This window comes from Pseudonocardia sp. EV170527-09, from assembly GCF_008369905.1.
Lineage (GTDB): Bacteria > Actinomycetota > Actinomycetes > Mycobacteriales > Pseudonocardiaceae > Pseudonocardia.
The window spans coordinates 1-25,756 of the sequence record NZ_VRMC01000061.1 but is presented as its reverse complement, the minus strand read 5'-3'; the positions used below and the strand labels follow the sequence as shown (position 1 = coordinate 25,756).

Sequence of the window (25,756 nt, the reverse complement as noted above, 5' to 3'; positions counted from 1 at the left end):
ACCGGCGCAGGCGCGACGGCGACCGACGGGTCCGGTGTGACCCGCACGACACGGGTGTCCGGCGACCTCGTGAGACCGGCCGCTCTCGCGTGCCGGTGCACCACGAAGCCTTTACCGTCGAGGCCATGACGTCCGAGGCGCTGCCGATCCAGCGGCCGGTCGATCCCGCTCCCCCCGGCTCCTCCGACGGGCGGCACGGCCCGTCGTCCCGTCATTCGAGGGTCGCGATCGTGGGGGCCGGGTTCACCGGACTCGCCGTGGGCCTGGCCCTGCTACGGCGTGGTGTGCACGACTTCGTCCTGCTGGAGCGGGCCGACGACGTCGGCGGGGTGTGGCGCGACAACACCTATCCCGGGGTCGGCGTCGACACGCCGTCGCCGCTGTACCAGCTGCGGGCCATGACCAACCCGGACTGGAGCGACCTCTACGCGCCCGGCCACGAGGTGCAGGACTACGCACGGCGCCTGGCCCGCTCGACCGGTCTGCTCGACCACGTCCGCTTCGACGCCGACGTGCTGTCCGCGCGCTGGGACCCCGCGGACGCCCGCTGGCGGATCGCGACGCCGTCCGGCGAGTTCACCGCGGACGTGCTGGTCAGCGCGGCCGGGCTGGTCGCGGACCCGAAGCTGCCCGACGTCGATGGCCTCGCGGACTTCCCCGGACCGGTGTTCCACTCGGCCCGCTGGGACCACGACGCGGACCTGACCGGCTCGCGCGTCGCGGTCGTCGGGACGGGGGCGACGGCGGTCCAGCTCGTCCCCGAGCTGCAGCCGCGCGTCGCCGAGCTGCACGTCCTGCAGCGCACCCCGGCCTGGATCCTGCCCAAGCCCGAACGGCCCGTCGGCGAGCGCACCCGTCGCGCGCTGGCGGCGAACCCGCTGCTGTGCCGGATGCAGTTCGACGTCATGTACGTCGGCGCCGAGCTGCTCGCCGCCACCCGGCGGTCGCGGCTGCTGCGCGAGGCGCTCACCCGGGTCGGCCGCCGGCACCTCGCCGCCCAGACGCCCGACCCGCAGCTGCGTGCCCGGCTGACCCCCGACTTCGACTACGCCTGCAAGCGGCCACTGGTCTCGAACGACTACCTGCCCGCGATGGGCGCGCCGAACACGACGCTGCACACCGGAGGACTCACCCGGGTCGAGGGGCGGACAGTCGTCTCCGGCGACGGCAGCCGCGCCGAGGTCGACGCGATCGTGCTGACCACCGGGTTCGAGGTCGGCGCGACCGCCCCGATCGCGCGCCGCATCCACGACGCGCACGGCCGCTCGCTGCGCGACCACTGGGGTTCCCGCCCGCGTGCCTACCTGGGGATGAGCTACCCCGGTTTCCCGAACCTGTTCCTGATGCAGGGTCCGAACGCGACCAGCGGGGCCAGCTCGACACTGCTGTTCTCCGAGGCCCAGGCCCGCTACGTCGCCGACGCCGTGTGCCGGATGGCGGCCGAGGGCATCCGCGCGCTCGACGTGAAACCCGCCGTCGAGGAACGCTGGACGCGGCGGATCCGGCGCCGGTCGGCCCGCACCGTGTACGAGACCGGCGGCTGCGCGAGCTACTACCAGAACGACGAGGGCGTCAACGTCGTGATGTGGCCGGCCAACACCGCGGAGTACCAGCTGCGGACCCGCCGGTTCCGGCTGTCGCCGTTCGACGTCGAGCGGGGCCGGACCGGTGCCGGGCGCCCGCTGCACCCGTTGCGCCCGGTCCGGCTCGCCGCGACGGCCTGACCGTAGGATCGGCCGGTGCCCACCGGAGGCGACCGCACACCCGAGCCCGCATCGCCGGACCTGGTCGGCTCCTTCTCCGACGCCTGCGAGGCCGTCTACCGGCGGATGCACCGTAACCGGGCCCGTGCGTCGGCGTTGCGGGCCGACGGTGCGTCCCTGTCCGAGGCCGAGTTCGCGGTGATCACCCCGCTGACCGAGGCCCCGGGACTGACCGTGGGCAGGCTCGCGGCCGAGGTCGGGGTCAGCTCGCCGACGCTGAGCCGGTCGTTGTCCCGGCTGGAGGACGGCGGGCTCGTGGTGCGCGAACGGGTGGGTCCGTCCGGGCACCGGGTCGAGGTGCGGGTGACCGACGCCGGGCTCCGGGCGTGGGCGCAGGCACGGGACCGGACCATGGCCCGCCAGCGGCACGCGCTGGAGATGCTGCCGCCCGGGCGGCGCGACGCCGTCGTCGTCGCGCTGCGGGAGCTGGCCGCAGCGATCGACGCGGCGGACGCCGCGGGGTCGGACGGCACGGGGCCCGGCACCCCGGTCCGCCCGGCCTGAGCGCTCAGAGCCCGAGCAGCCGCTCGGCATTGCCGTGCGCGATCCGGGCCAGGTCGGCGTCGTTGAGCTCGAGGCGGTCGAACCAGGTGGCCGCCTCGCGCATGTCCTCGAAGGGATGGTCGGCGGAGAACAGCACCCGGTCCGCGCCGATCTCCTGCAGCGTGTTGAGCAGCGCCGGGGTGCGGAAGTTGCCGCTCGTCGTGACGTGGAAGTTGGTCCGCAGGTAGTGGCCGAAGCCGTGCCGGACGTCGAGGCCGCGCGGTGCGACGGCGAGGCGGTGCTCGACCCGCCAGATCACCCACGGGAGCACCTCGCCGAGGTGCCCGAGGATCACCTGCAGGCCGGGGTGGCGGTCGAACAGGCCGCTGCCCATCAGCCGCAGCGCGTGCGTGGCGGTCTCGACGGTGAACGCCCACGCCGAGCCGTAGAGCCACGGGTGGCCGTCGTACTGCGGGCTCGTCGACTCCAGCGGGTCGCGGGGGTGCAGGTAGAGCGGCACGCCCAGCTCCTCCAGCGTCGCCCAGAACCCCGCGTAGCGCGGGTCGTCGAGGTAGACGACGGTCTCAGCGTCGCCGACCTGGGAGAAGCCGTTCACGAGCGCACCGACCAGTCCGAGGTCCTGCACCGCACGACGGAGCTCGGCGGTCGCCGCGTCGGGGTCCTGCATCGGCAGGGCGGCGAACGCGGCGAACCGGTCCGGCCGCTCGGCGACCCGGGCGGCCGCGTAGTCGTTGAGCCGGCGGGCCCAGTCGACGGCCCGGGGTGCGTCGTGCAGGGACTGGATGCCGGGGGAGAGCAGCGACAGCACCGATTTCTCGATGCCGCACTCGTCCATCAGCGCGAGGCGCTCGTCGTGGATGTCGAGCAGCATCGCCCGGTGCCGGGGCCACTCCTGCGGGGTGAAGTGGGTCTCGGACTGCTCGACGATGTCCGGTTCGGTGGCGCCGAAGTGCTCCTCCAGCGCGATCTTGCGGATTGGGGTGGTCATGGTCGCCTCCAAGTCATTAGCTACCTACATGGTAGCTAGCTAACAACTTGTCGACGAGAGGTGTGACTGGTCCGTCAGCGCCAGGCGTGCACCTCGGCGAGCAACCGCTCCGTCGCCGCGTCGTCGAGGAACGACGAGCTGAACGAGTTCGCAGCCAGTGTGCGGAGCTGGTCGTCGGTGAAGCCGAGGCCCTCGCGGACCGCGGCGTAGTTCGCGTCGGCGTAGCCGCCGAAGTAGGCCGGGTCGTCGGAGTGCACCGACACGTTCAGCCCGGCCGCGAGCATCTCCGGCAACGGGTGCAACCCGATCCCGGGGACGCAGGCGAGCCGGACGTTGGACAGCGGGCACACCGTCAGCGGGGTGCGGTCGCGGACCAGGCGGGCGACCAGCGCGTCGTCCTCGATGGCGCGGATGCCGTGGTCGACGCGCAGCACGCCCAGCTCGTCGAGGGCCTCGGTGACGTAGCCGGCCGGACCCTCCTCCCCGGCGTGCGCGACCGGCTTGAGCCCCAGCTCGCGGGCGCGGTCGAACACGGCGGTGAACTTCGACGGCGGGTGGCCCACCTCGGCCGAGTCGAGCCCGACCCCGACGATCCGGTCCAGGTACGGCTCGGCGGCCCGCAGGGTCTCCTCCGCCTCGGCCGCCGAGCGGTCGCGCAGGAAGCACAGGATCAGCCCGGCCGACACCTCGCCGGCGTGGGCCTCGACCGCGTCGGTCAGGCCGCCGATCACGTCACCGATCGCCACGCCGCGAGTGGTGTGGGCCTGCGGGTCGAAGAACATCTCGACGTGCCGCACGCCCTGCTCCGGGCAGGTCCGCAGGTACGCCGAGGCGAGCTCGGCGAAGTCGTCGCGGGTCCGGAGGACGGCCATGTTGGCGTAGTAGACGTCCAGGAAGGACTGCAGATCGGTGAAGTCGTAGGCGGCCCGCAGGTCCTCCACCGAGGCGTACGGCAGCGCGACGTCGTGCCGCCTGGCCAGCTCGAACACGGTCTCGGGTTCGAGCGTGCCCTCGATGTGCAGGTGCAGCTCGGCCTTCGGCAGCGGCGGGGTCCCGGTGGTCGTCACCGCGACATCATCCCGCGCCGCCCGGGACGGTCAGGAGCTGGTGACCGTCGACGTCATGTAAGCCGAGATCCGGTGGCCACGGGAGCGGTCGCGGGCCGCGGCGCTCGCCCGGGCCCGCTGCGCGGCGGTCCGCACCGGACCGGCCGTCCAGTGCCGCCCGCAGTCCCCGGCCGCGACGACGGCGCGTCCCGCACCCGGGCGGGACGGCAGGTCCGGCAGCCGGGCCGGCTCCCGGTACCCGGCACCGCCGAGGAGCTCCTCGGGCGTGGCCGGCCGGGCCTGCGCAACAGGGGCCGCGGCAGCCGGGTCCGCAGCGTCCGGGGCAGCAGCGTCCGCGGCGGCAGCGTCCGCGGCGGCAGCGGCTGCGGTGCCGGTGGGCTGCCAGGTCGCGTCGGCGAACAGCTCGACGGCGCGCCGGGCCACCCGGACCCCCGCGGCGACGGCGCGCCGGGCCGGGTCCGGTCGGGCCGGTGCGGTCTGCGGGGCGCTCACGACGACGCCGGCGTCGAGGTCGTCGAGCACCGCGTCGGCGGCGTCGGCGGTCCACTCCGGCCGGTCGTCGCCCCGGACGGCGACCACGTGCACCTCGCCGGTCAGGGTCGGGGCGAGCGCGGTGACGAACGAGACCGCCCACGCGGCCGACTGCTCGTCCCCGCTGATCGCGACGATCCCACCGGCACCGCGGCGCAGCATGCCGGGCAACGCGGCGTGGGTGAGACGCATCGTCGCGGTCGTGCCGAGGTCGACGCTCGCCTGCGCGGCGCCCGACGCGGCGACCGCGTCGGCGAGTGCGTCGTGCACGAGGACATCGACGGCCGGGGCCTCCGGGCCGGCGAGGTGGGCCTCGAGCCGGAACAGGCCGTGCCGGGTGCCGAGGTCCGCGACGAGGACGTCGGCGCGCACCCCGTACCGGGCGGCGAGCTCCCGGGCGGTGGGGGCGACCCGCTCGGGGTCGCGGGTGACGAGCAGGAGGTCGTGTCCGCGCGCGGCCAGTCGGTCGGCCAGAGCCGCGCCGAGTCCCGTACCGCCGCCGGTGATGAGAGCCAGAGCCACACGATCAGGCTAGCGGTACCCGTTCAGCTTAACGCGTTCGGGTGGTCACATCGCGTTGTGATCAGTCAACGCTGCGTAGATGCCGCAGGTCAGGAATCGATCGTGGGACGACGGGCGTGCAGCCCCTCCTCCAGAGCGGTGGCGACCTCGGCCAGATCGGCGAGCAGGTCCTGCATCCGATCGGCGGAGATCCCGACGGGCGCGGCGGCCAGCACCCAGGCGTCCTCGGCCCAGAGCAGCTCGACGTCCTCGCCGACCGCGTCGCTGGCGTCGGCGACCCGCGGGGTCAGCAGCGGGCGGACGGCGTCGGCGTCGCTGACGAAGGCGTAGCGCTCGCCCACCGGCTCGAGCAGGTCGAGGCCGGCGTCGTCGGGCAGCGGGGCCGAGGGCAGCCGCAGCTCGACGGCGGCGGGCAGCGACTCGTGCACCTGCACCGCGCAGAGCACCGAGCTGATCCGGCCGGCCTGCTCGTGGTCGAACGCGTAGGCCTTGCGCGGGCCGTCCGGGGTGGGGACGTCGCCCGAGACCAGGTTGCGGGCCACACCGGGGCCGCCCTGGTGGATCGTCCCGTAGCGCCAGCGGCTGGGCAGGACGGGATCGGACTCGAGGTACTCCCACTCCCGCATGGAGGCCCAGCGGCGGCGGTCCCGCGTCGCACCCCCGCGGAACCGGTCGAACAGCAGCAGACCGACGCCGAGGACGATCGCGACGAGGGCGATGACGAACCAGACCGACATGCCGGGGAGCGTAGTCCCGACCGGGCTCGTGGAGTGGTAACGCCACGACACGGACGTGCACGTTCGACGCGGTCGGGGACCTCAGCCGGATGCCTCCTCGTCCCACTCGGCCGCCGTGGCCCGGCGAGCCGCGTCGTTCTTGCCGTACTCCAGCACCACGTCCTGCCCGCGGGTCACGGTCTCCTCGACGGCTTTCCGCGCCGCCGGGTCCGCGATCCCGGGCAGCAGCCCGGTCCGCATCGTGTCCTCCAGCCGGCGTGCCACCGCGGCGGCCTCCTCCAGCAGCCCGATGACCTCTTCGACCCGGCGGACGATCGTGCGCGCCAGGTCGACGGCGTCGAGGACGAGGACCGCGATGCCGACCGGCGCGGCGACCCCCGCCGTCACCGCGGCGCCCGCGGCCCACGCGAGCAGCTTCGGGACGAGCCGCACGACGAACTCGGCGATGATGTCGCGCACGACCGCGCGTTCGGTGCCGACGAGCGAGGCCGAGGTCAGCACGACGTCGGCCACCTCGTGGGCGGTCTCGGACAGGCGTCGCGCGGCCTCGACCCGTGCCGCGGCGGCACCGTGGAACGCGTCCCCGGCCGCGCCGGTCCAGGCGTCGGGGGCGGCGAGGGCGGTCTCGATCTCCGGGACGAGGGCTGCCAGCTCGCGGGAGATCTGCTGCCAGTCCTTCGCACGGGCCTCGATCTGCTTCGCGTCACCGCAGAGCCAGTCCAGCGGCTCGCGCAGGAAGTCGAAATGCTCGATGGCCCAGCCGACACCGGCCGCCCCGAGCTCCTCCAGCGGGTCGGCGACCACGCTCAGCGTGTCGAGCCCGGCGACGGCCGTGGCCGCGACGATGCCGCCGGTGTCCTGCTCCCCGACCGCCGTCCCGACGTCCTCGAACGAGGAGAACACCCCTGCACCCTCGAGCGGGCCGGGTCCCTCCACCTCGACCGGCGCCGTCACCGGTCCGCCCCGACCGGTGACGGGGCCGTCGGGACGTCGACGCCGAGCAGCCCGTCGACCACCCGGCTCTCCACCTCGAGGTAGGCGGCGACGGACTCCCGTGCCGCGGTCGCCAGCTCGTGCAGCTCCGAGGCGAGGCGGTCCACGGCCTCGACCCCGGCCCGCATGGCCGACGTGGCGTTGGCGGAGAAGAAGTCGCCGATGACCCCGTAGGCGTCGGAGTCGAGCTCGGCGAGCGACGGGCGCATCCCGGTGACAGCGGAACCGGCGTCGTCGAGGACCCCGGCATGGGTCGAGACCGTGTCGGTGTCGACCGAGAAGCCGGGGCTCGTCACCGCCCGCCGCCCGCCGTCAGCGGCTCCACGATGGCCGCCACCTGCGCCGCGGCGTCGGCGGCGGCCTCCCGGCTCAGCCTCAGGACCGTCTCGGCGAGCCGGGCCCGCGGCAGCTCCTCCGCCCGCACCCCGAGCTGCAGGTCGGTCAGCGTCCCGGACGCGTCGACGGTGACGACGACCGCGCCGTCGCGGGTGCGCGCGGTCGCCGTCACCGTCGCCACCCGGTCCCGGGCCTCCTCGGCCCGGAGCCGGATCGTGTCGATGCGGGTGCGGTACTCGTCCAGCCAGGTACGCCCGGCGGAGGGCTGCTCGGCGGTGAAGGACTCCATGGGCCCCGACGATGACGTGCACCGTCGGGGCCCACGGGCGAACCGGTGGATCAGTTCGCGATCGCGACCGGCTCCAGGGCCTTGCCGACGACCAGGGCACCGGTCCCGCCGTCGGCCGACCGGTCCAGGTCCACCCGGACCGTGTCGCCCTCGCGGACGCCGCCGGACAGCAGCTCGCGGGCGAGCTGGTCGCCGATCGCGGATTGCACCAGCCGGCGCAGCGGCCGCGCCCCGTAGACCGGGTCGAACCCGTTGAGGGCCAGCCACTCGCGGGCCGCGTCGGTGACCTCCAGCGAGAGCCGCCGCTTCGCGAGCCGCCGCGCCAGCACGCCGACCTGGATGTCGACGATGTGGGTCAGCTCCTCGGTCGACAGCGCGTGGAAGACCACGACGTCGTCGAGCCGGTTGAGGAACTCCGGCTTGAAGTGCGACCGGACGACCGCCATGACGGCGTCCGTGCGCCCCTTGTCGTCCAGCGAGGGGTCGGCGATGGCCTGGCTGCCCAGGTTGGACGTCAGCACCAGGATCGTGCTGCGGAAGTCCACCGTGCGGCCCTGGCCGTCGGTGAGCCGGCCGTCGTCGAGCACCTGCAGGAGCGTGTCGAAGACGTCCGGGTGGGCCTTCTCGACCTCGTCGAGCAGCACGACGCTGTAGGGACGCCGCCGCACCGCCTCGGTGAGCTGACCGCCCTGGTCGTACCCGACGTAGCCGGGAGGGGCACCGACGAGGCGGGCCACCGAGTGCTTCTCGGAGTACTCGCTCATGTCGATGCGGATCATCGCCCGCTCGTCGTCGAACAGGAACTCGGCCAGCGCCTTGGCCAGCTCGGTCTTGCCGACGCCGGTGGGCCCGAGGAACAGGAACGAGCCGGTGGGCCGGTTCTCGTCCGCGACGCCGGCGCGCGTCCGGCGCACCGCGTCGGACACCACGCGCACGGCCTCGGCCTGGCCGACCACGCGCCGGCCCAGCTCGTCCTCCATGCGCAGGAGCTTGGCGGTCTCGCCCTCCAGCATCCGGCCGGCGGGGACGCCGGTCCAGGAGCTGACGACGTCGGCGACGTCGTCCGGGCCGACCTCCTCCTTGAGCATCACGTCCTCGTGCTTCTCGACGACGGCGGTCTTCTCCGCGAGCTCCTTCTCCAGCGCCGGGATGCGGCCGTAGCGCAGCTCCGCGGCCCGGCCCAGGTCGCCGTCGCGCTCGGCCCGCTCGGACTCGCCGCGCAGCTGCTCCAGCTGCTCCTTGAGCTCGCGGGTCGCCTCGATGGCGCCCTTCTCGTTCTGCCAGCGCGCGGTCAGCGCGGCCAGCTCCTCGCGCTTCTCGGCCAGCTCGGCGCGCAGCGCGACGAGCCGGTCGGCCGAGGCAGCGTCGGACTCCTTCTCCAGCGCCATCTCCTCGATCTCGAGGCGACGGACGGCCCGCTCCACGGTGTCGATCTCCACCGGGCGCGAGTCGATCTCCATCCGGAGCCGGGACGCGGCCTCGTCGACCAGGTCGATGGCCTTGTCCGGCAGGAACCGGGCGGTGATGTAGCGGTCGGACAGGGTGGCGGCGGCGACGAGCGCGGCATCGGTGATCCGGACGCCGTGGTGCACCTCGTAGCGCTCCTTGAGCCCGCGCAGGATGCCGACGGTGTCCTCGACCGACGGCTCCCCGACGAGCACCTGCTGGAAGCGGCGCTCCAGCGCCGGGTCCTTCTCGATGTGCTGGCGGTACTCGTCGAGCGTGGTCGCGCCGACCATCCGCAGCTCACCGCGGGCGAGCATCGGCTTGATCATGTTGCCGGCGTCCATCGCGCCCTCACCGGACGCGCCCGCACCGACGATCGTGTGCAGCTCGTCGATGAAGGTGATGACCTCGCCCGCGGAGTCGGTGATCTCCTTGAGGACGGCCTTGAGCCGCTCCTCGAACTCGCCGCGGTACTTCGCGCCGGCCACCATCGAGCCCAGGTCGAGGGCGACGACCCGCTTGCCGCGCAGCGACTCGGGCACGTCACCGGCCACGATCCGCTGGGCCAGGCCCTCGACGATCGCGGTCTTGCCGACGCCCGGCTCACCGATCAGCACCGGGTTGTTCTTGGTGCGCCGCGACAGCACCTGGACGACGCGGCGGATCTCGGTGTCCCGGCCGATGACCGGGTCGAGCTCACCCTCGCGCGCCCGGGCGGTGAGGTCCTGGCCGTACTTCTCCAGGGCCTGGTAGCTGCCCTCGGGGTCGGGGCTGGTCACCCGGGCGGAGCCGCGGACCTTGCCGAACGCCTCGCGCAGCGCGTCCGGCGTGGCGCCGTGGCGCTGCAGGAGCTGGGCGACCGGGCCGCCGGACCGCGCGAGCCCGACGAGCAGGTGCTCGGTGGAGACGTACTCGTCACCCATCTCGGTGGCGAGCTGCTGGGCCGCGGTGATGGCGGCCAGCGCGTCACGGGACAGCTGGGGCGCGCTCACCGACGACCCCGAGGCCGACGGCAGCCGGTTGCCCAGCGCGGTCAGCTCGGATCGGACGGCGTCCGCGTCCGCCCCGACGGCGGCCAGCAGCGGCGCGGCGATGCCGTCGCCCTGGGCCAGCAGGGCACCCAGCAGGTGGGTGGGCCCGACATCGGGGTTCCCGGCCAGCGTCGCGGCCTGGGCGGCTGCGGAGATGGCCTGCTGGGTACGGGTGGTGGGGTTGAAGGAGTCCATGCTCCGCGTTCCTCCCGGTCCTTCTGTGTCGACGATCTGTGCATGGGGAGCGGCACCCCGGGCCACTGCTCTCACAGTGTGCCGGACGGTACGCCTCTCGACAGGGTCAACAGCAGAAAAGTTGAGTCTGTTCCGCTCAGGGTGAGGGACTTCGGAGGAACGGCCGCGGCCCGCCCGGAAGGATCCGGACGGGCCGCGGGGTGGAACGGTGACGCGAAGTGCGATCAGCGGTGGTTGTCGCCGAGCACCGCGATCTGGTTGCCGTTCAGGTTGTCCTTGACGTCGACGACGTCGTTCAGGAAGTCGCTGCAGTTGCCGATGTTGGCAATCTGGTTGCCCGCGATCGGGGCGAGGACGTTGAGGCCGGCGAGGCCACCCTCGGCACCGCCGCGGGCGGACGCGTCGCCACCCTCGAAGGCGCAGTTCTTGTCGCCGCCACCGTGGTGGTGACCCTTGTCGTTCCCGTAGTCGCCCGCGAAGGCGAACGGTGCGGCGGCGGCGAGGGCGGCGGCGGAGCCGGCCACGACCATGCCCAGCTTCTTCTTCGACAGCATTCCTGCTTCTCCTGTGTATCCGATTCAGGACGGGTGGTCGCGGCTCCCGGAGCCCGTGGGAGCCGCAACCCGTCCGATCGCCCGGATTCGACCAGACGTGCCCGGTCGGTGACGATCTGCAGCGATCAACGAGGCCGCACCTCGGAAGTGACGGTCCGAACGTCACCTAATCGGCGCACTGTCGGGCAGTTCTCGTCACCGCAGGTCAGCGACGGGTGGTACGGCCGCGCAACGAACGTGATGCGCCCGACACCAGATGGGTCGTGCTCGGGAACCGCCGGCGCGGCGGTCGCGGCACGCGCGGCGCCGTCCCCCGCGCACCGAAGAAGTCGCCGCCCTTGCGGGCCGGGTCGTCGGTGCCCCAGGCCCGCCGCTGCGTCACCCGCTCCATCCGCGGGATGTGCTTGCGGCAGTGGATGTAGGCCTCCTCGACGTCCACCACCACCCAGCGCTCGGCGCGGCGGCCCGCGGCGTGGTCGTCACGCGCGTGCCCGGGGTGGGCGGCGCGGAAGGCGTCGTCGTCCATGATCCGGGCGCGGCCGTTGACGTGCAGCCCGATCAGCGACTCGGTGAAGTCGACCATCAGCAGCCCGATGTGCGGGTTCTCCATCAGGTTGCCGAGACTCGCGTAGACGCCGTTGCCCCGGTACTCGGGGTAGGCCAGCGTGTGCGGGTCCAGCACGTGCAGGAACCCGGGCGGGCCCGCCCGCAGCGAGCTGTCGCACTCGCCGTGCGCGTCGGACGTCGCGACGAAGGCCATCTCCATCCGCCCGACGAACTCGATCATCCGGGGCAGCAGCCGGTCGCGGAGCTGGTCGTCGTAGAACCGGTCGGCGCGGGCGGAGCTGCCCACCTCGGCCTGCACCGCGTGCTCACCCGCGGAGCCGGGCCGGTGCGGACCGTCCGGGACCTCCAGGACCTCGGACGGGCCCCGCTCCGGGGGGCGGGGACGACGACCCGCGGCACGGCCGGACGGCCCCGTCCGGGCAGGACGACGGCGGGGATTCGCAACGGCACGGGACAACCGTGCCATCCGGCACGGCCAGGACCAAACGATCACCATTCCGACCGGCCGGGCCACCGCCACGTCGGCTTTCCGCACGATGGGCGCTATCCTGAGCCCGGCGCCCCCCACGCCATGACGAGTGACCGCCGTCCCCGAACGGATGATGAGTGACGATGCGTGCCCGCTCACCACACCTTGGTGAGCCGGTCGGCGTACGCCGTACCGGCGGACGGAGTCTCTCGCGTACCCTAACCGGCGGAACGCGGGCGTCGACGCCCGGTGTCACCGCGGCACGGAGCACGACCGAGGAGAGTGTCCGCCAGGCATGACTGCTGACCAGCTGATCGCCGGCGACGTCGCCCCGCCGCGACGCCCCGCCTCGGAGGCGGATCGCACCGTCGAGCTCATCCGGACCAGCTTCGCCCTCGTCGAGCCGCAGGCCGAGGAGATCGGCAAGCACTTCTACGCCACGCTGTTCAGCAAGGCACCCGAGACGCGTGACCTGTTCCCCGTGAACATGGAGGTGCAGCGCAGCCGGCTGCTGCGCGCCCTCGTGCACGTGGTGCAGATGGTCGACCAGCCCGACGACCTCGTCCCGTTCCTGCAGCAGCTCGGCCGCGACCACCGCAAGTTCGGCGTGCTGTCCCAGCACTACGACGCGGTCGGCGCGGCACTGCTGTCGGCGATCGCCACGTTCGCGGGCGAGAACTGGACCCCGGAGATCGAGAAGGCCTGGGTCGGCGCGTACGGGATCGTCGCGGACGCGATGCAGCAGGCCGCCGCGGCCGAGCGCGGGCCGGCGTCCTGGCTGGGCCGGGTCGTCGAGCACCGCCGGATCGGCTGGGACCTGGCCGTGGTCACCGTCGCGACCGACCAGCCGGTGCCGTACCAGGCCGGCCAGTACGTCTCGGTGGAGACGCCGCACCGTCCGCGGCTGTGGCGCTACCTGTCCCCCGCCAACGCGCCGCGTCGAGACGGGACCATCCAGTTCCACGTCCGCGCGGTCGAGGGCGGCTGGGTCAGCCGCGCGATCGTCGCGCACAGCCGGGTCGGCGAGACCTGGCGGATCGGCCCGCCGATGGGCCGGATGGCCGTCCCGCAGAACACCCGGCGCGAGCTGCTGATGGTCGCGGGCGGCACCGGCGTCGCGCCGATGAAGGCCCTGCTCGACGAGGTCGGCCGGCGCCCCCAGCCGCCGCGCACCCAGGTCTTCGTCGGCGGCCGGACGTGGGACGACCTGTACGACTTCACCTCGCTGCGCAAGCTGTCCTACAACTACCCGTGGCTCGACGTCATCCCGGTCGTGGAGTACGAGGACGAGCCCTCCGGCGCCGAGACCGGCACCCTGGCCGACGTCGTGACCCGGTTCGGCGCCTGGAGCGACCACGACGTCCTGGTCTGCGGGTCGCCGGCGATGATCCGCTCCACGGTGTCGCGGATGCTGGTCGCGGGCACGCCGCTCGACCGCATCACCTACGACCCGTTCACGATGGACTGAACGGCTCCGCACGCCACGACGGCCGCCCTCCCGCACCCGGAGGGCGGCCGTTGCCGTCGGGGGTGGGCTCAGAACGCCTCGGTCGTCCGCACCGAGAGCACGTGCAGCTCCCGGGTGCCGGTGAACGCGTCCCGGCCGTGCAGGAAGCGGTAGTTGTCCAGGACCAGCAGGTCGCCGCTCTCCAGCCGGAACCGCGGCGCCGCGTCGAACGCGGTGGCGAGCACGTCGGCGTAGGACTCGATGTGCGCGAGGTGGGTGTCCCAGTACGGCTCGCGCGGCACCGGCAGCACGTAGTCGCTCGCCCGGACCGCACGCCGGCCGCCCCGGGTGTGCTCGATCATCCGGCGCAGCAGCGGCGTCAGCGGGACCCCGCGCGGCGGGTTCGTCCGGCTGCCGAAGAAGTCGACGTCGCTGCCGGTCAGGAACCCGTACAGCGACGGGTGCTCCGCGGCGAGCCGGTCGGCCAGCGCGTAGCCGTCGACGAGCACCGAGTCGCCGCCGGACGGCGCCGGCGACGTGCAGTGCATGAACAGGAAGTCCTCGTCGGGGTCGCGCAGCCGCACGGTACGGCCGTGCACGTCGGCCTCCAGGTAGGCGCCGTCGTTGTGCAGACCCAGGACCGGGGAGTCGGTCCCGCCCTGCGGCCGGATGCCGAACAGCTCGCGCAGCCGCCCGCCGAGCAGGGTGGCCGCGGCGACGACCATCGCCTCCGGGTCCGGACCGGCGCCGGGGATGTGGACGACGCCGTCGCGGGCCAGCACCTCCCGGGCCTCGCCGAGCTCCGTCGCGCGGGACACCACCCCGGTCTCGTCCACCAGGCTCTTGAGCTCCGGGCGTGCCTCACCCGTGCGCCGCCCGTCGGTTCCGATCCTCGCCACGACGTACCTCCTGCCGTTCATCCGTACTCGCAGCAGTGTGGCAGGAACGAAGCGATGTCAGAACTGTCCGGTCGGACCGGTCGTCCACCGGCGTTCCAGCCCGCGGCCGAGTGCGGTGACGAGCAGCGCCGTCCCGACGACGGCCAACGCGGGCAGCAGGACGAGCTGCGGGGCCGTTGAACAGGAACTGCCGGCCGTCGGCGAGCATCGCCCCCACTCCGGGGTGGGCGGCTGCGGCCCGAGCCCGAGGAAGGACAGCCCGGCCACGGTCAGCAGGACGTTCGCGAACCGCAGGCACAGGTGCGACAGCAGCGGCCGGGCGAGGTTCGGCAGCACGTGCCGGAACGCGATCCGCAGCGGCCCCGCGCCGACCGCGACGGCGCCCTCGACGTACTCCCGGGCGCGTTCGCGCACCACGAGCTGGTAGGTGAGCCGGGCGAACGGCGTCCACCCGGCGACGACGATCGCCACCAGCAGCGACCACACCCCCGGCGCGCCGCCGGACGCGGCGACGACCACGAGCCCGATCAGCACCGCCGGGATCGCGACGAGCACGTCGATGGTGCGCTGGAACAGCTGGCCGACCGCCCGTCCGCACCAGGCGGCGAGCACGCCCAGCACCGTCCCGATCCCCGCGCACAGCGCGAGCGCGACCAGGGTGAACCCGACCGAGAGCCGGGCGCCGACGGCCAGCCGCGCCAGCACGTCCCGACCGAGCTGGTCGGTGCCGAGCGGGTGCGCGGCCGACGGCCCGGCGAAGCGGTGGGACAGGTCGTTGGCGACCGGGTCGAGCGGCAGCAGGGCGAACAGCACCAGCACACCGAGCAGGACCAGCGCCCCGACCTGCAGGACCGCCGCGCGCCGCGTGGTGCGCGCGGCGGCGCCCGCGGGGCGGGCCAGGACCGAGGCGGTCACCGGACGGCGCTCCGGGCCACCGGGTCCAGCGCGAGCGCGAGCAGCTCGGCGAGGATCCCGGCGACGGCGGCGATCAGCACGATCGCGAGCAGCCCGGCCTGCACGACCGGCAGGTCCTGGCCGAGGACGGCGTCGTAGAGCAGGCGGCCCAGGCCGGGGATCGCGAACAGCACCTCCACCACGACCGAGCCGCCGAGCAGTCCGCCGAGGAACAGCCCGGACAGCGAGGTGACCGAGGTCAGGGCCAGGCGGCCGCCGTGGCGCCACAGCACCCGTCCGTCGCTGATCCCCTTGGACCGCGCGACGGCGACGTGCGGGCGGGCCAGCGCGTCGACGGTCTCGGCGCGCACCAGCTGGGCGGCGAGCGCGGCCGGGAACGCGGCCAGGGTGACCACCGGCAGCACCGCCTGGTCCACGTCGCCCCAGCCGGTCGCGGGCAGCACCGGCACGGTGACGGCGAAGGCGAGCACCAGCGCCGTCCCGAGCACGAACTCGGGAATCGCGACGCCCAGCACCGATCCGGTGGTCAGGGCCCGGTCGACCCGGCCACCGGGACGACGCGCGGCGCGCACCCCGAGCGGGATCCCGACCAGGGCCGCGAGCACCAGCGCGGCGACGGTGAGGGTCAGCGACACCCCGAGCGCGGGCCAGAGCAGGCCCGAGACCGGGGTGCGGCTGGTCCAGGAGATCCCGAGGTCGCCGCGCAGCAGCGCGCCGGCCCAGCCGGTGAACTGGTCCCACCAGGTGCCGTCGAGGCCGTACTGCTCGCGCAGCGCGGCCAGTACCGACGGGTCCAGGTCGGACTCCCCGGTCCGGCTGCGCAGGATCGCGAGCGCGGTGTCCTGTCCGGAGAACCGCGGGAGCAGGAACACCAGCACCGCCGCGGCCACGGCGACCAGCGGCAGCGCCAGCAGCCTGCGTGCGACGAGTGCGGTCACTCCGTGGTCGCCAGCCCGGGGACGACGAGCGACTTGGCCAGCGGGTCGACGGTGTAGCCGGTGACCCGATGCCCGACGCCGTTCGCGTTGGTGTGCACCAGCGGGACCCCGACGACGTCGGCGTTCAGCTTCGCCGCGGCCTCGGTGAACACCTTCTGTCGTGCGGCCGGGTCGGTCTCGGTGGCCAGCGGGGCGAGCAGGGCGTCGAACTGGGGCGAGCAGTAGTGGTTGAGGTTGTAGGAGCCCTGGCAGGTGTAGTCGGTGGCCAGCGTGGCGCCGGCGTCCGGCACGTCGACCAGGTAGCTGCGCGAGAGCAGGTACATGTCGAAGTCCCCGGCGAGCAGCTGCGGCTCGCGGGCGTCGTAGTCGCCGATGCGCACGGTGACCTCGATGCCGGCCCCGCGGAGCATCTCCTGGACGGCGGTGACCAGCGTCGGGAGCTCGGGGCGGGCGCCGTAGGACCCCAGCTCGACGCGCAGCGGGTTGCCAGGGCCGTAGCCGGCCTCGGCCAGCAGCTGCCGGGCGCGCGCGGGGTCGGCCGGCGGCGGGGCGTCCTGCGAGCCCCACGCGACGGCCGGACCGAACAGCTCCGAGGCCGGGATCGCCGACCCGGCGAGCGCCTGCTCACCGAGCGCGGTGCGGTCCACGGCGGCCGCGACGGCCTGCCGCACCCGGATGTCGGCGAAGGGCCTGCGGGACTGGTTGAGGACCAGCGACGCGGTCCGGGGCGCGGCGACGGTCTGGTTCACGTACTCGTCGCCGGTGAACTCCAGCGCGCTGGACTCGGGGAGCTCCTGGGCGATGTCGGCGTCGCCGGCCCGCAGGGCCAGTGCGCGGGCGGCCGGGTCGGGCACGAAGTTCGCGGTGACACCGGCCAGCTGCGGGCGCTCACCCCAGTAGCGGTCGTTGCGGGCGAGGGTCACCGACTGGGTGCCGTTCGTCCGGGTGATCGTCATCGGGCCGGTGCCGGTCTGCTGGACCGACGGCGGCGTGGCCCGGTAGGCCGACGGCGCCAGGATCGCGGTGCTCACGCTGGACAGCCGCAGCGGCAGGATCGGGTCGGGCTTCGTCGTCGTGACGCGCACGGCATCCGCGCCGTCCGCGGCGGCCTGCAGGCCGATCCCGCGCACCGCCCGCGGCGGCGCGGCGACGCCGGCCACCCAGTTCAGGGCGGTCGCGGCGGCCTGCCCGGTGAGCGGCTCGCCGTTCTGGAAGGTCACGCCGGGGCGCAGCTCGAACCGCCAGGTCCGCGGGTCGGACTGCTGGGCCCACGTCGTCGCCAGTGCGGGTCGGGGCTGCCCGTCCGGGCCGGACGCCACCAGGGACTCGGTCACCCCGAGCTGGGAGAGGACGAACGCGTCGTCGGTGTCCACGCCGTAACCGGCCGACGGGCCGAAGGCCATCGCGATCGTGGCCTGCCCGTCCGGCACGACCCGGCCGCTCCCGCCGCCGGTGCCGCCGCACGCGGTGAGGACCGCGACGCTCACCACCAGGGCGGCGGCGACCCGCACGCGGGAACGACGGGGTGCTACGACGGCGCGCACGGCGGCGGGCATCACGACCTGGCCTCTCCGGCGCCCTCGACCGTGTGTCACCCGTCGCCCGGGAGATCTTCGGTAAGCCTGTACAGACGGTCAAGCATCTTCACGCATGCGCATATGTCGTTGTTGCCATCGAGTCGCGACTGCCGAGGTCGACCTGGTACCACTTCGTGGTGCTCCGCAGCCTGCTCCGCCGACCCGCCGATCCCGAGTCGGACCCGCGTCCCCCGACGCCGCTCCGACCGGGCCGGTGGGCCCAGTTCCGCGGGCTCCCCCCGGTCATGAAGCTGCTGATCAGCACCCAGATGGCCTTCAACGTGGGCTTTTACATGGTGCTGCCCTACCTGGCGACGCACCTGGCCGAGGACCTCGGGCTCGCCGCGGCGGCCGTCGGGCTGGTACTGGGACTGCGGACGTTCAGCCAGCAGGGACTGTTCGTGATCGGCGGGACCCTGACCGACCGGTTCGGTGCGAAGCCGGTCGTGCTCGTCGGGTGCTCGCTGCGCGTGATCGGTTTCATCCTCCTCGGCGCGGCCGGGTCGCTGCCCGCGGTCATCGGTGGGGCACTGCTGACCGGGTTCGCGGCGGCCCTGTTCTCCCCGGCCGTCGAGTCGTCGCTGGCGCGGGAGGCCGGGGAGCGGGAGCGCGCCGGTGAGGGCCCGGCGCGGACCGAGGTGTTCTCGATGTTCGCCGTCGCCGGTCAGGTCGGGACCGTCACCGGGCCGCTGGTCGGCACCGCGCTCATGGTGGTCGACTTCCAGCTCGCCTGCCTGGTCGCCGCCGCCGGCTTCGTGCTGGTGGGTCTGGCCCACTGGCGGTGGCTGCCGTGGCGCGAGCCCGAGCAGGCCGGGCAGCCGATGCTCGCGGGCTGGGGCGAGGTGCTGGGGAACCGACGCTTCCTGCTGTTCGCGGTCGGCTACTCGGGTTGGCTGCTCTGCTACAACCAGCTCTACCTGGCCCTGCCCGACGAGCTGGAGCGCGTCGGGCGCACCGCTGCGCTCGGTTTCCTGTTCGTGATGATGTCGGTGCTGGTGATCTGCCTGCAGATGCGGGTGACGGCCTGGGGGAGCCGGATGGGGGCGGGCCGCGCGGTGGTGCTGGGGTTCTGCCTGATGGCCGCGTCGTTCACCGTCGTCGCGGTGGCGCGGCTGCTGCCGGACTTGCCGGGATGGTGGGCGCTCACCCCCGCGGTGCTGATGGTGCTGCTGCTGACCTTCGGCGAGATGTTCGCCGTGCCGGTCGCGCAGGATCTCGTCCCGCGGCTGGCCGGGGAACGCAGGCTGGGTGCCCACTTCGGGGTGCTCGCCTCGTTCGGCGGGCTGATGGTGCTCGTCGGCTCGACAGGGGTCGGGGCGCTGCTCGACCCCACGTTCCCGCCCGCCCTGCCGTTCCTGGTCCTGGCGGCGGTGCCGCTGGCCGGAGCCGTGATGCTGGGCCTGCTGGCCCGGCGCGGAGCGCTGACGGCCGCCTGACCGGCTCGCGGCGCGGGCACACCGGTCGTCGCCGCACCAGGTTCGGTCCCGCACCCCGGTTCCGACGGAGGACGCCGGGGTGCGCGACGGAGCGGGTTCAGCCGTCGTCGGCCGGGCGCCAGCGCACGACGGCCTGACGCCGGTCCACCGGCACGAGGTCGCGCCGGTAGGAGCGGTGCACCGCCGCGGTGGCCTGCGCAGCGGCGGCGCGGACCGCGTCCAGCTCGGCGGTCACCTCCTCGAGACGCGCCGAGAGCTGGTCGACCATCTGCTCCAGTTCGATGATCCGCTTGACGCCCGCGAGGTTCACGCCCTCCTCCTGGGAGAGCCGCTGCACCTCGCGGAGCAGCGCGATGTCGCGCTGGGAGTAGCGACGTCCGCCGCCTGCGGACCGGCCCGGGCTGACCAGGCCGATCCGGTCGTAGCTGCGCAGGGTCTGGGCGTGCAGGCCGGACAGCTGCGCGGCGACCGAGATGACGAACACCGGGCTGTCGTGTGCCACATCGACCGTCGGCGGTTCCTCCCCGTCACGGGGGGTGCGTCGTCCGGACACCGCCATCACCTCCTGGCGCTACCGAGCAGGTCGGCCCGCGGGTCGAACGACGACGTCGCCTCGGCGTAGGCCTCCAGCGCGCTCCTCGCCGCCTCGTCCAGCTTCTGCGGCACCGCCACCTCGACGGTGACCAGCAGGTTGCCCTTCTTCCCGTTCTTGCGTTCGACCCCACGCCCCGACACCCGGAACGTGCGGCCGCTGGTGGTCCCCGGCGGGATCCGCAGCGAGACGGTGCCGTCGAGTGTGGGCACCGTCAGGGTCGCGCCCAGAGCCAGCTCGGGGAAGGTGACCGGCACGGTGAGGGTCAGGTCGTCGGGGTTCTTCGACGACCGCCCGAAGATCCGGTGCGGGGTCACGCTCACGGTCACGTAGAGATCCCCGGCGGGGGCCCCGCCCCGCCCGGGCTCGCCCTGTCCGGGCAGCCGGATCTTCTGACCGTCGTCGACGCCCGCGGGGACCCGGATGGACAGCGACCGGGTCCGGGTGGACACGCCGTCGCCGTGGCACTCGGGGCACGGGTCGTCGATGATGCGCCCGGTCCCGCGGCAGTCGCGGCACGGCTCGGAGAACGAGAACGCACCCTGGCTGCGGTTCACCAGCCCCTGACCGGAACAGGTCGGGCAGGTGCGCGGGGTGCTGCCGGGCCGGGACCCGGTGCCGCCGCAGCGCTCGCACCGCCCGGGCGAGGACAGCTTGATCGGCACCGTCGCGCCGCGCACGGCGTCGTCGAAGGAGATCGTCAGGCTGCTCTCGACGTCCTGGCCGCGGCGGGCGCCGGCCGTGCCGTACCCGCCCGCACCGCCGGCGCTGTTGCGCGCGGCGCGGCCGAAGATGTCGCCCAGGATGTCGCTGAAGTCGCCCGCACCGGCCCCGGCGCCGCCCGCGCGGCCGGCCTGGCCGAACAGGTCGTTGATGTCGAAGCCGCCCTGGCCGGCGCCACCGGGTCGCGCGCCGCCGGGGAAGCCACCGCCGGTGCCGAACCCACCGAAGCCGCCGCCACCGGCGAACATCGCGCGGGTCTCGTCGTACTCCTTGCGCTTGGACTCGTCGCCCAGCACGCCGTAGGCCTCGGAGACCGCCTTGAAGCGGGCCTCGGCCTTCTCGTCGCCGGGGTTCGCGTCCGGGTGCAGCTCGCGGGCGAGCTTGCGGTACGCCTTCTTGATCTCGTCCTGGGACGCCGTCGAGGAGACGCCCAGCTCGCGGTAGTAGTCCTTCTCGATCCAGTCGCGCTGGGTCACTCCGCCTCCTTTCCGTTCACGCCCGCGACGCGGCGGGAGACCCGTCGTCTCCCGCCGCACCGCGTGGTCACGTCCCTACCCGTCCTGGTCAGGCCGGTTCTGCGGCTCGCCGTCGCCGGCGTCCGCGCCACCCGCGGCTTCGGTCTCGGCCTCTGCCTCGGGGCGGTCCTGCACGGTCACCATCGCCGGCCGGAGGACCCGGTCGGAGATGCGGTAGCCACGACGCAGCACCGTCGACAGCACGGTGACCATGGGGCCGGAGCCCTCGGCCGGCTCGTGCTGAACGGCTTCGTGGAGCTGCGGGTCGAAGGGCTCGCCCTCGGTCCCGAACGGCTCGAGACCGAGCTTCGTCAGCACCGCGGTGACCTTGTCCGCAGCGGCCTTGAAAGGTCCCGTGAGGTCGCCGTGCTGGGCGGCGCGCTCGAAGTCGTCGAGCACGACCAGCAGGTCGTTCGCGAAGGAGACCTTCGCGTCCACCTTCGTCTGCTCACGGTCCCGGTCGGCCCGACGCCGGTAGTTGGCGTACTCGGCGCTGACCCGCTGCAGGTCCGCGGTGCGCTCGGCGACCTCGGCCCGCAGCTTCTCGACCTCCGGGTCCTCCCCGTCGGCCGGGCCCGCGACCTGCTCGCCGTCCCCGGCCGGGGCCGCCGAATCGGCGGCCCCGGTCGCGTCGGCGTCGGGACGGACCTCGCCGGTCTCCGGGTCCACCTTGCGGCGGTCCCGGAACGTCACCGGCTCCTCCTGCTTCTGTTCGTCTGCCATGTCGACCGTCCTGTCGTCCCGTGGATGGCCGCCGGCCGTCACTTGCCGCCCTTGGCGTCCTTGTCGTCGTCCACGATCTCGGCGTCGACGACGTCGTCCTGCGCGTCGGAGGCACCGGCCGCGCCGGCACCACCCTCGGCACCGGCACCCGCGGCGCCCTCGGCACCGGGCTGCGAGTACAGGGCGGACCCCATCTTCTGGGACTCGGTGGCGAGCTTCTCCATCGAGGACTTGATCGCCTCGTGGTCGGTGCCCTTCAGCGCCTCCTGGGTCTCACCCAGGGCGGCGTTGACCGAGTCCTTGACGTCGGAGGGGAGCTTGTCGTCGTTCTCCTTGACGAACTTCTCCGTCTGGTAGACGAGGGTCTCCGCCTGGTTGCGGGTCTCCGCCTCCTCGCGACGCTTGGCGTCCTCCTCGGCGTGCGCCTCGGCCTCCTTGACCATGCGGTCGATGTCGTCCTTGGACAGGGCCGACCCGCCGGTGATTGTCATCTCCTGGCTCTTGCCGGTGCCCATGTCCTTGGCGGACACGTTGACGATGCCGTTGGCGTCGATGTCGAAGGAGACCTCGATCTGCGGGACGCCGCGCGGGGCCGGCGCGATGCCGGTCAGCTCGAACATGCCGAGCTTCTTGTTGTACGCGGCGATCTCGCGCTCGCCCTGGTAGACCTGGATCTGCACCGACGGCTGGTTGTCGTCCGCGGTGGAGAAGATCTCCGAGCGCTTGGTCGGGATCGTGGTGTTCTTCTCGATCAGCTTGGTCATGACGCCGCCCTTGGTCTCGATGCCCAGGGACAGCGGGGTGACGTCCAGCAGCAGGACGTCCTTGACCTCACCGCGGAGCACACCGGCCTGCAGGGCGGCACCGGCGGCGACGACCTCGTCCGGGTTGACGCCCTTGTTGGGCTCCTTGCCGCCGGTCAGCTCCTTGACGAGCTCGGTGACGGCGGGCATCCGGGTGGAGCCACCGACGAGCACGACGTGGTCGATCTGGTTCACCGAGATGCCGGCGTCCTTGATGACCTGGTTGAACGGCTGACGGGTACGGTCCAGGAGGTCCTGGGTGATCCGCTGGAACTCCGCGCGGGACAGCGTCTCGTCCAGGAACAGCGGGTTCTTCTCGGAGTCGACCGTGATGTAGGGCAGGTTGATGCTGGTCGAGGACGAGCTGGACAGCTCGATCTTCGCCTTCTCCGCGGCCTCGCGGAGCCGCTGCATCGCCATCTTGTCCTTGGTCAGGTCGATGCCCTGGGAGGACTTGAACTTGTCGACGAGCCAGGTGACGATCCGCTCGTCCCAGTCGTCACCACCGAGGTGGTTGTCGCCGTTGGTCGCCTTGACCTCGACGACGCCCTCGGCGATCTCCAGCAGGGACACGTCGAACGTGCCGCCACCCAGGTCGAAGACCAGGATGGTCTGCTCCTTGTCGCCCTTGTCCAGACCGTAGGCCAGCGCGGCCGCGGTCGGCTCGTTGACGATGCGGAGCACGTTCAGGCCGGCGATCTGGCCGGCCTCCTTGGTCGCCTGACGCTGCGCGTCCTCGAAGTAGGCCGGCACCGTGATGACGGCGTCGGTGACCTCGTCGCCCAGGTAGGACTCGGCGTCACGCTTGAGCTTCTGCAGGACGCGGGCGCTGATCTCCTGCGCCGCGTAGGTCTTGCCGTCGATCTCCGGCGTCTTCCAGTCGGTGCCGATGTGGCGCTTGACCGAGCGGAAGGTGCGGTCGGAGTTGGTGACGGCCTGGTTCTTCGCCGACTGGCCGACGAGAACCTCTCCGTTGCGCGCGAACGCGACGATCGACGGAGTGGTGCGGGCACCCTCCGAGTTCGCGATCACCGTCGGCTCGCCACCCTCGAGGACGGCGACGACGGAGTTGGTGGTCCCGAGGTCGATACCGACCGTACGAGCCATGGTGACTGCCTCCGAGATGTGTGGGGTATGAGTGCGTCCGGCTCAAGTTGTACCAAACCGGGGAGCAGCTCGCGCATCGCCCTTGAGTGGGTTCTGCTCAACTTGCTCTCGTGGGGGTCAACGGACGACCCGAGAGACTTGTTCCCGGGGGACTCAACTTTTATCCGCGACGTTCACGTGTGCAGGTTCGTGGGGCGGGCTAGCCTGTGGCCGGTCGATCGTCGACGGAGGATCACGTGCTCGTACCGGCTGCGCGTCGCACGGCCCTCGGCGTCGCGAGCGCCGCTGCGATCGTCGGCCTCACTTCCTGTATGTCGCAGTCACCTGGCCCCGCAGGGGACCCCGCATCGCCTGCGCGCCCAGCAGCCGTCGATGTGGGCGGGCGCCATCCGTGTGAGCTGCTCGACACCGCCCAGCGGTCGGACCTCGATCTCAGGGACGGGAAGGTCGACGACGCGACGATCGGAGATCTTCCGGCCCCCACATGCGGGTATCTGGGGTCGGACGGGGCCGTCGACGTCAACCTTCAGTTCATCCCGGTTCCGGTGTCTCGACTCCTGTTCGACGCGAGGGCGGTGCCGATCGATGTGGCGGGATACCGCGCCGCCGAGACCGTCTACCCGTCGGACTCGTACCCCTCATGCGAGGTAGGTATCGATATCGACGATTCGACCTCGTTGAGAGCACAGGCCATGGCGACATCGGCGAACCTCCGACGTTCCGGAATGGCCGACAGCGACCTGTGCGCGAGGGCCCGCGCCGTGGTGTCGGCCGCTCTGTCCTCACTCCTGCACCGCTGAACCGACTCCGCGCGACTTCGCGATCGCGACCGGAGCTGTGGGAATCGCCGTCCCCGGGTCCCGGCGACACTACGTTGCGGTCCGTGGAACAGAACCAACGCGGGACCGTGAGCAGCTCGTCGGACGTCTTGATGAGCCAGATCTCGCCGGACAACGTGCTCGAGGTCGGTCGCGTCCTGTCCACCCAGATCACCGCCATCCGCGATTCTCTCCGCAGCGCGCAGAGGACGCGGGTCGGGCCCTGCGGAGACGACCCGATCTCGGGAATCGCGACACCCGCGTTCCAGGACAGGTTCGAGCGGATGATCGCGACGCACGCGCAGCACCAGACCGAGTTGGAGGAGGCAGTCCGACGCCTTCGTGCGACTGCGGTCGACTTCGAACTCGGCGAGGGCGCCATCGCTCGTTCGTTCACGATCTGAACCCGGTACTCCGGAACAGACGATGGCGTTCCACCAGGGCTTCAACTTCGCTGCCAAGTCCCTCCAGGAGAAGTACGCCTGGGTGGTCGGGAAACCCGGCTCGTCCGCGGTCGTCGACGCCGCGTCCGCGCTCCGGACCGCGGACACCGAACTCCGTGCCGCGGCCGACGAGGCCAGGAGGCGCATGACCGAGCTCGGCATCTCCTGGCAGGGCCCCGCCGCGGCCGCCGCCCAGCAGTCCCTCGACGGCATCACCACCTCGATGACGTGCACCGCCCCCGTCACCGCGAACGGCGCGACCCAGCTGGACTCCTACGGACAGTCGTTCGACCGCACCCAGGCCGCCATCGCCGCCTTGGACCCCACCCCGCCCGGCATCTTCACCAGCGGCGTCCGCAACGCCCACCTGCTGGTGGGCGCCCCGTTGACCGGTCTGGGCGCCACCGTCGCCGACTACGTCACCTCGCTCGAACGCGACCAGCGGCACAGCGAGGAGGCAGACCGCGTGCTGCAGGAGCATCTCGACACCGCGTCGGCGATCGACGACCGTTTCCTCACCGTCGACCCGGCGTCGGCCGCGGCGCCCACCGGTGCCGGAGGTCTGCCGCCGAGCTCGGACCGAGCCGGCGGGTTCGGCCCGGCCGCCGTCGGGGACGGCGGCGGAGCCAGCCGTGTCGGCGGCGGGGGGCCGGGCGGCGGTGCACCGGGTCAACCGGGTCAACCGGGTCCACCGGGCGTCGGGCCCCGGCCCGGACCGGGCGACGTCGAACTCGGCGGCGGTGAGGACGGTGGCGCGGGGCCTGTTCACCGGCACCGTGTTCGAGCCGAACCTGGTCGACGACCTGCGCACGGTCGTCGCACCGGAGT

25 protein-coding genes are annotated in these 25,756 nt (G+C 73.0%); 7 read left to right on the top strand and 18 right to left on the bottom strand.

Annotated elements, in window-relative coordinates:
* Positions 1-125: 125 nt before the first annotated feature.
* Together FVA95_RS18675 and FVA95_RS18670 are read left to right on the top strand one after the other, a co-directional pair.
* Positions 126-1,724, top strand: coding sequence for an NAD(P)/FAD-dependent oxidoreductase (locus FVA95_RS18675; protein WP_149665344.1), 1,599 nt, complete (start codon positions 126-128; stop codon positions 1,722-1,724).
* A 15-nt stretch (positions 1,725-1,739) separates the two neighbouring features.
* Positions 1,740-2,267, top strand: a complete 528-nt coding sequence (locus tag FVA95_RS18670) for a MarR family winged helix-turn-helix transcriptional regulator (RefSeq protein WP_149665343.1) — start codon at positions 1,740-1,742, stop codon at positions 2,265-2,267.
* A gap of 4 nt (positions 2,268-2,271) precedes the next feature.
* Here the strand turns inward: FVA95_RS18670 and FVA95_RS18665 are convergent, their stop codons facing one another.
* From FVA95_RS18665 to FVA95_RS18620, 10 genes are all read right to left on the bottom strand, one after another.
* A complete protein-coding gene (locus tag FVA95_RS18665; RefSeq protein WP_149665342.1) occupies positions 2,272-3,255 on the bottom strand; it encodes an amidohydrolase family protein in 984 nt (327 codons plus the stop codon).
* 74 nt (positions 3,256-3,329) lie between these two features.
* Complete coding sequence (locus FVA95_RS18660; RefSeq protein WP_149665341.1) at positions 3,330-4,322, bottom strand: adenosine deaminase; 993 nt, start codon at positions 4,320-4,322, stop codon at positions 3,330-3,332.
* Positions 4,323-4,352: 30 nt separating this feature from the next.
* The gene (locus FVA95_RS18655; protein WP_149665340.1) at positions 4,353-5,375 is read right to left on the bottom strand and encodes an SDR family NAD(P)-dependent oxidoreductase; all 1,023 of its coding nucleotides are present in this window, start codon (positions 5,373-5,375) and stop codon (positions 4,353-4,355) included.
* Positions 5,376-5,464: 89 nt separating this feature from the next.
* Positions 5,465-6,112 carry a hypothetical protein gene (locus FVA95_RS18650; RefSeq protein ID WP_020627000.1) on the bottom strand — a complete coding sequence of 216 codons (648 nt, stop codon included), beginning with the start codon at positions 6,110-6,112 and terminating at the stop codon, positions 5,465-5,467.
* Positions 6,113-6,193: 81 nt separating this feature from the next.
* Entirely contained in the window at positions 6,194-7,066 is an 873-nt protein-coding gene (locus tag FVA95_RS18645; protein WP_149665339.1) for a hypothetical protein, read from the bottom strand.
* Entirely contained in the window at positions 7,063-7,401 is a 339-nt protein-coding gene (locus tag FVA95_RS18640) for a hypothetical protein (RefSeq protein WP_149665338.1), read from the bottom strand. Before FVA95_RS18640 ends, FVA95_RS18645 begins: the two co-directional genes overlap by 4 nt.
* Complete coding sequence (locus FVA95_RS18635; RefSeq protein ID WP_149665337.1) at positions 7,398-7,730, bottom strand: YbaB/EbfC family nucleoid-associated protein; 333 nt, start codon at positions 7,728-7,730, stop codon at positions 7,398-7,400. The genes FVA95_RS18640 and FVA95_RS18635 overlap by 4 nt, the downstream gene beginning before the upstream one ends.
* A 50-nt stretch (positions 7,731-7,780) precedes the next feature.
* Positions 7,781-10,402, bottom strand: a complete 2,622-nt coding sequence (clpB, locus tag FVA95_RS18630; protein WP_149665336.1) for an ATP-dependent chaperone ClpB — start codon at positions 10,400-10,402, stop codon at positions 7,781-7,783.
* A 224-nt stretch (positions 10,403-10,626) separates the two neighbouring features.
* Positions 10,627-10,956: a hypothetical protein gene (locus tag FVA95_RS18625; protein ID WP_149665335.1), complete on the bottom strand. Its 330-nt coding sequence runs from the start codon at positions 10,954-10,956 to the stop codon at positions 10,627-10,629.
* A gap of 205 nt (positions 10,957-11,161) precedes the next feature.
* The gene (locus FVA95_RS18620; RefSeq protein WP_240051584.1) at positions 11,162-11,821 is read right to left on the bottom strand and encodes a pyridoxamine 5'-phosphate oxidase family protein; all 660 of its coding nucleotides are present in this window, start codon (positions 11,819-11,821) and stop codon (positions 11,162-11,164) included.
* A gap of 466 nt (positions 11,822-12,287) precedes the next feature.
* Between FVA95_RS18620 and FVA95_RS18615 the strand changes: the two genes are divergently transcribed.
* On the top strand, positions 12,288-13,460 hold the full coding sequence (locus FVA95_RS18615) for a globin domain-containing protein (RefSeq protein WP_020626994.1): 1,173 nt from the start codon (positions 12,288-12,290) through the stop codon (positions 13,458-13,460).
* 68 nt (positions 13,461-13,528) lie between these two features.
* Here FVA95_RS18615 and FVA95_RS18610 read toward each other — a convergent pair whose 3' ends face one another.
* From FVA95_RS18610 to FVA95_RS18595, 4 genes are read right to left on the bottom strand one after another with little or no spacing between them, the layout of a single operon-like run.
* Positions 13,529-14,338, bottom strand: coding sequence for a TauD/TfdA family dioxygenase (locus tag FVA95_RS18610; RefSeq protein WP_161992354.1), 810 nt, complete (start codon positions 14,336-14,338; stop codon positions 13,529-13,531).
* A gap of 57 nt (positions 14,339-14,395) precedes the next feature.
* Positions 14,396-15,253 carry an ABC transporter permease gene (locus tag FVA95_RS18605; RefSeq protein WP_149665333.1) on the bottom strand — a complete coding sequence of 286 codons (858 nt, stop codon included), beginning with the start codon at positions 15,251-15,253 and terminating at the stop codon, positions 14,396-14,398.
* Positions 15,250-16,191: an ABC transporter permease gene (locus FVA95_RS18600; protein ID WP_149665332.1), complete on the bottom strand. Its 942-nt coding sequence runs from the start codon at positions 16,189-16,191 to the stop codon at positions 15,250-15,252. The genes FVA95_RS18605 and FVA95_RS18600 overlap by 4 nt, the downstream gene beginning before the upstream one ends.
* A complete protein-coding gene (locus FVA95_RS18595; protein WP_240051583.1) occupies positions 16,188-17,702 on the bottom strand; it encodes an ABC transporter substrate-binding protein in 1,515 nt (504 codons plus the stop codon). Before FVA95_RS18595 ends, FVA95_RS18600 begins: the two co-directional genes overlap by 4 nt.
* Before the next feature lie 311 nt (positions 17,703-18,013).
* Between FVA95_RS18595 and FVA95_RS18590 the strand changes: the two genes are divergently transcribed.
* On the top strand, positions 18,014-19,204 hold the full coding sequence (locus FVA95_RS18590) for an MFS transporter (RefSeq protein ID WP_149665330.1): 1,191 nt from the start codon (positions 18,014-18,016) through the stop codon (positions 19,202-19,204).
* Between the two features lie 97 nt (positions 19,205-19,301).
* Here FVA95_RS18590 and FVA95_RS18585 read toward each other — a convergent pair whose 3' ends face one another.
* From FVA95_RS18585 to dnaK, 4 genes are all read right to left on the bottom strand, one after another.
* Positions 19,302-19,757, bottom strand: coding sequence for a heat shock protein transcriptional repressor HspR (locus tag FVA95_RS18585; RefSeq protein ID WP_283160292.1), 456 nt, complete (start codon positions 19,755-19,757; stop codon positions 19,302-19,304).
* A gap of 5 nt (positions 19,758-19,762) precedes the next feature.
* Positions 19,763-20,995, bottom strand: a complete 1,233-nt coding sequence (gene dnaJ / locus FVA95_RS18580) for a molecular chaperone DnaJ (RefSeq protein WP_149665329.1) — start codon at positions 20,993-20,995, stop codon at positions 19,763-19,765.
* 75 nt (positions 20,996-21,070) lie between these two features.
* Entirely contained in the window at positions 21,071-21,757 is a 687-nt protein-coding gene (gene grpE, locus FVA95_RS18575; protein ID WP_149665328.1) for a nucleotide exchange factor GrpE, read from the bottom strand.
* Between the two features lie 38 nt (positions 21,758-21,795).
* Complete coding sequence (dnaK, locus tag FVA95_RS18570; protein ID WP_149665327.1) at positions 21,796-23,667, bottom strand: molecular chaperone DnaK; 1,872 nt, start codon at positions 23,665-23,667, stop codon at positions 21,796-21,798.
* 206 nt (positions 23,668-23,873) lie between these two features.
* Here dnaK and FVA95_RS18565 point away from each other — a divergent pair, with 206 nt between their 5' ends.
* From FVA95_RS18565 to FVA95_RS18555, 3 genes are all read left to right on the top strand, one after another.
* Positions 23,874-24,467 (top strand): DUF3558 family protein, encoded by a 594-nt coding sequence (locus tag FVA95_RS18565; protein WP_368667335.1) that lies wholly within the window; start codon positions 23,874-23,876, stop codon positions 24,465-24,467.
* A gap of 131 nt (positions 24,468-24,598) precedes the next feature.
* Positions 24,599-24,889 (top strand): PE domain-containing protein, encoded by a 291-nt coding sequence (locus tag FVA95_RS18560; RefSeq protein ID WP_161992353.1) that lies wholly within the window; start codon positions 24,599-24,601, stop codon positions 24,887-24,889.
* A gap of 22 nt (positions 24,890-24,911) precedes the next feature.
* Positions 24,912-25,756: PPE domain-containing protein (locus FVA95_RS18555; RefSeq protein ID WP_149665324.1), on the top strand; the 845-nt coding region annotated here is incomplete at its 3' end.

What these genes read in the sequence shown, in the direction of transcription:
- FVA95_RS18675 (WP_149665344.1), top strand. Translation starts at nt 126, where the DNA reads ATGACGTCCGAGGCGCTGCCGATCCAGCGGCCGGTCGATCCCGCTCCC.
- FVA95_RS18590 (WP_149665330.1), top strand. Translation starts at nt 18,014, where the DNA reads ATGAAGCTGCTGATCAGCACCCAGATGGCCTTCAACGTGGGCTTTTAC.
- grpE (WP_149665328.1), bottom strand. Translation starts at nt 21,757, where the DNA reads ATGGCAGACGAACAGAAGCAGGAGGAGCCGGTGACGTTCCGGGACCGC.
- dnaK (WP_149665327.1), bottom strand. Translation starts at nt 23,667, where the DNA reads ATGGCTCGTACGGTCGGTATCGACCTCGGGACCACCAACTCCGTCGTC.
- FVA95_RS18635 (WP_149665337.1), bottom strand. Translation starts at nt 7,730, where the DNA reads ATGGAGTCCTTCACCGCCGAGCAGCCCTCCGCCGGGCGTACCTGGCTG.
- FVA95_RS18650 (WP_020627000.1), bottom strand. Translation starts at nt 6,112, where the DNA reads ATGTCGGTCTGGTTCGTCATCGCCCTCGTCGCGATCGTCCTCGGCGTC.
- FVA95_RS18625 (WP_149665335.1), bottom strand. Translation starts at nt 10,956, where the DNA reads ATGCTGTCGAAGAAGAAGCTGGGCATGGTCGTGGCCGGCTCCGCCGCC.
- FVA95_RS18665 (WP_149665342.1), bottom strand. Translation starts at nt 3,255, where the DNA reads ATGACCACCCCAATCCGCAAGATCGCGCTGGAGGAGCACTTCGGCGCC.
- clpB (WP_149665336.1), bottom strand. Translation starts at nt 10,402, where the DNA reads ATGGACTCCTTCAACCCCACCACCCGTACCCAGCAGGCCATCTCCGCA.
- FVA95_RS18615 (WP_020626994.1), top strand. Translation starts at nt 12,288, where the DNA reads ATGACTGCTGACCAGCTGATCGCCGGCGACGTCGCCCCGCCGCGACGC.
- FVA95_RS18560 (WP_161992353.1), top strand. Translation starts at nt 24,599, where the DNA reads ATGAGCCAGATCTCGCCGGACAACGTGCTCGAGGTCGGTCGCGTCCTG.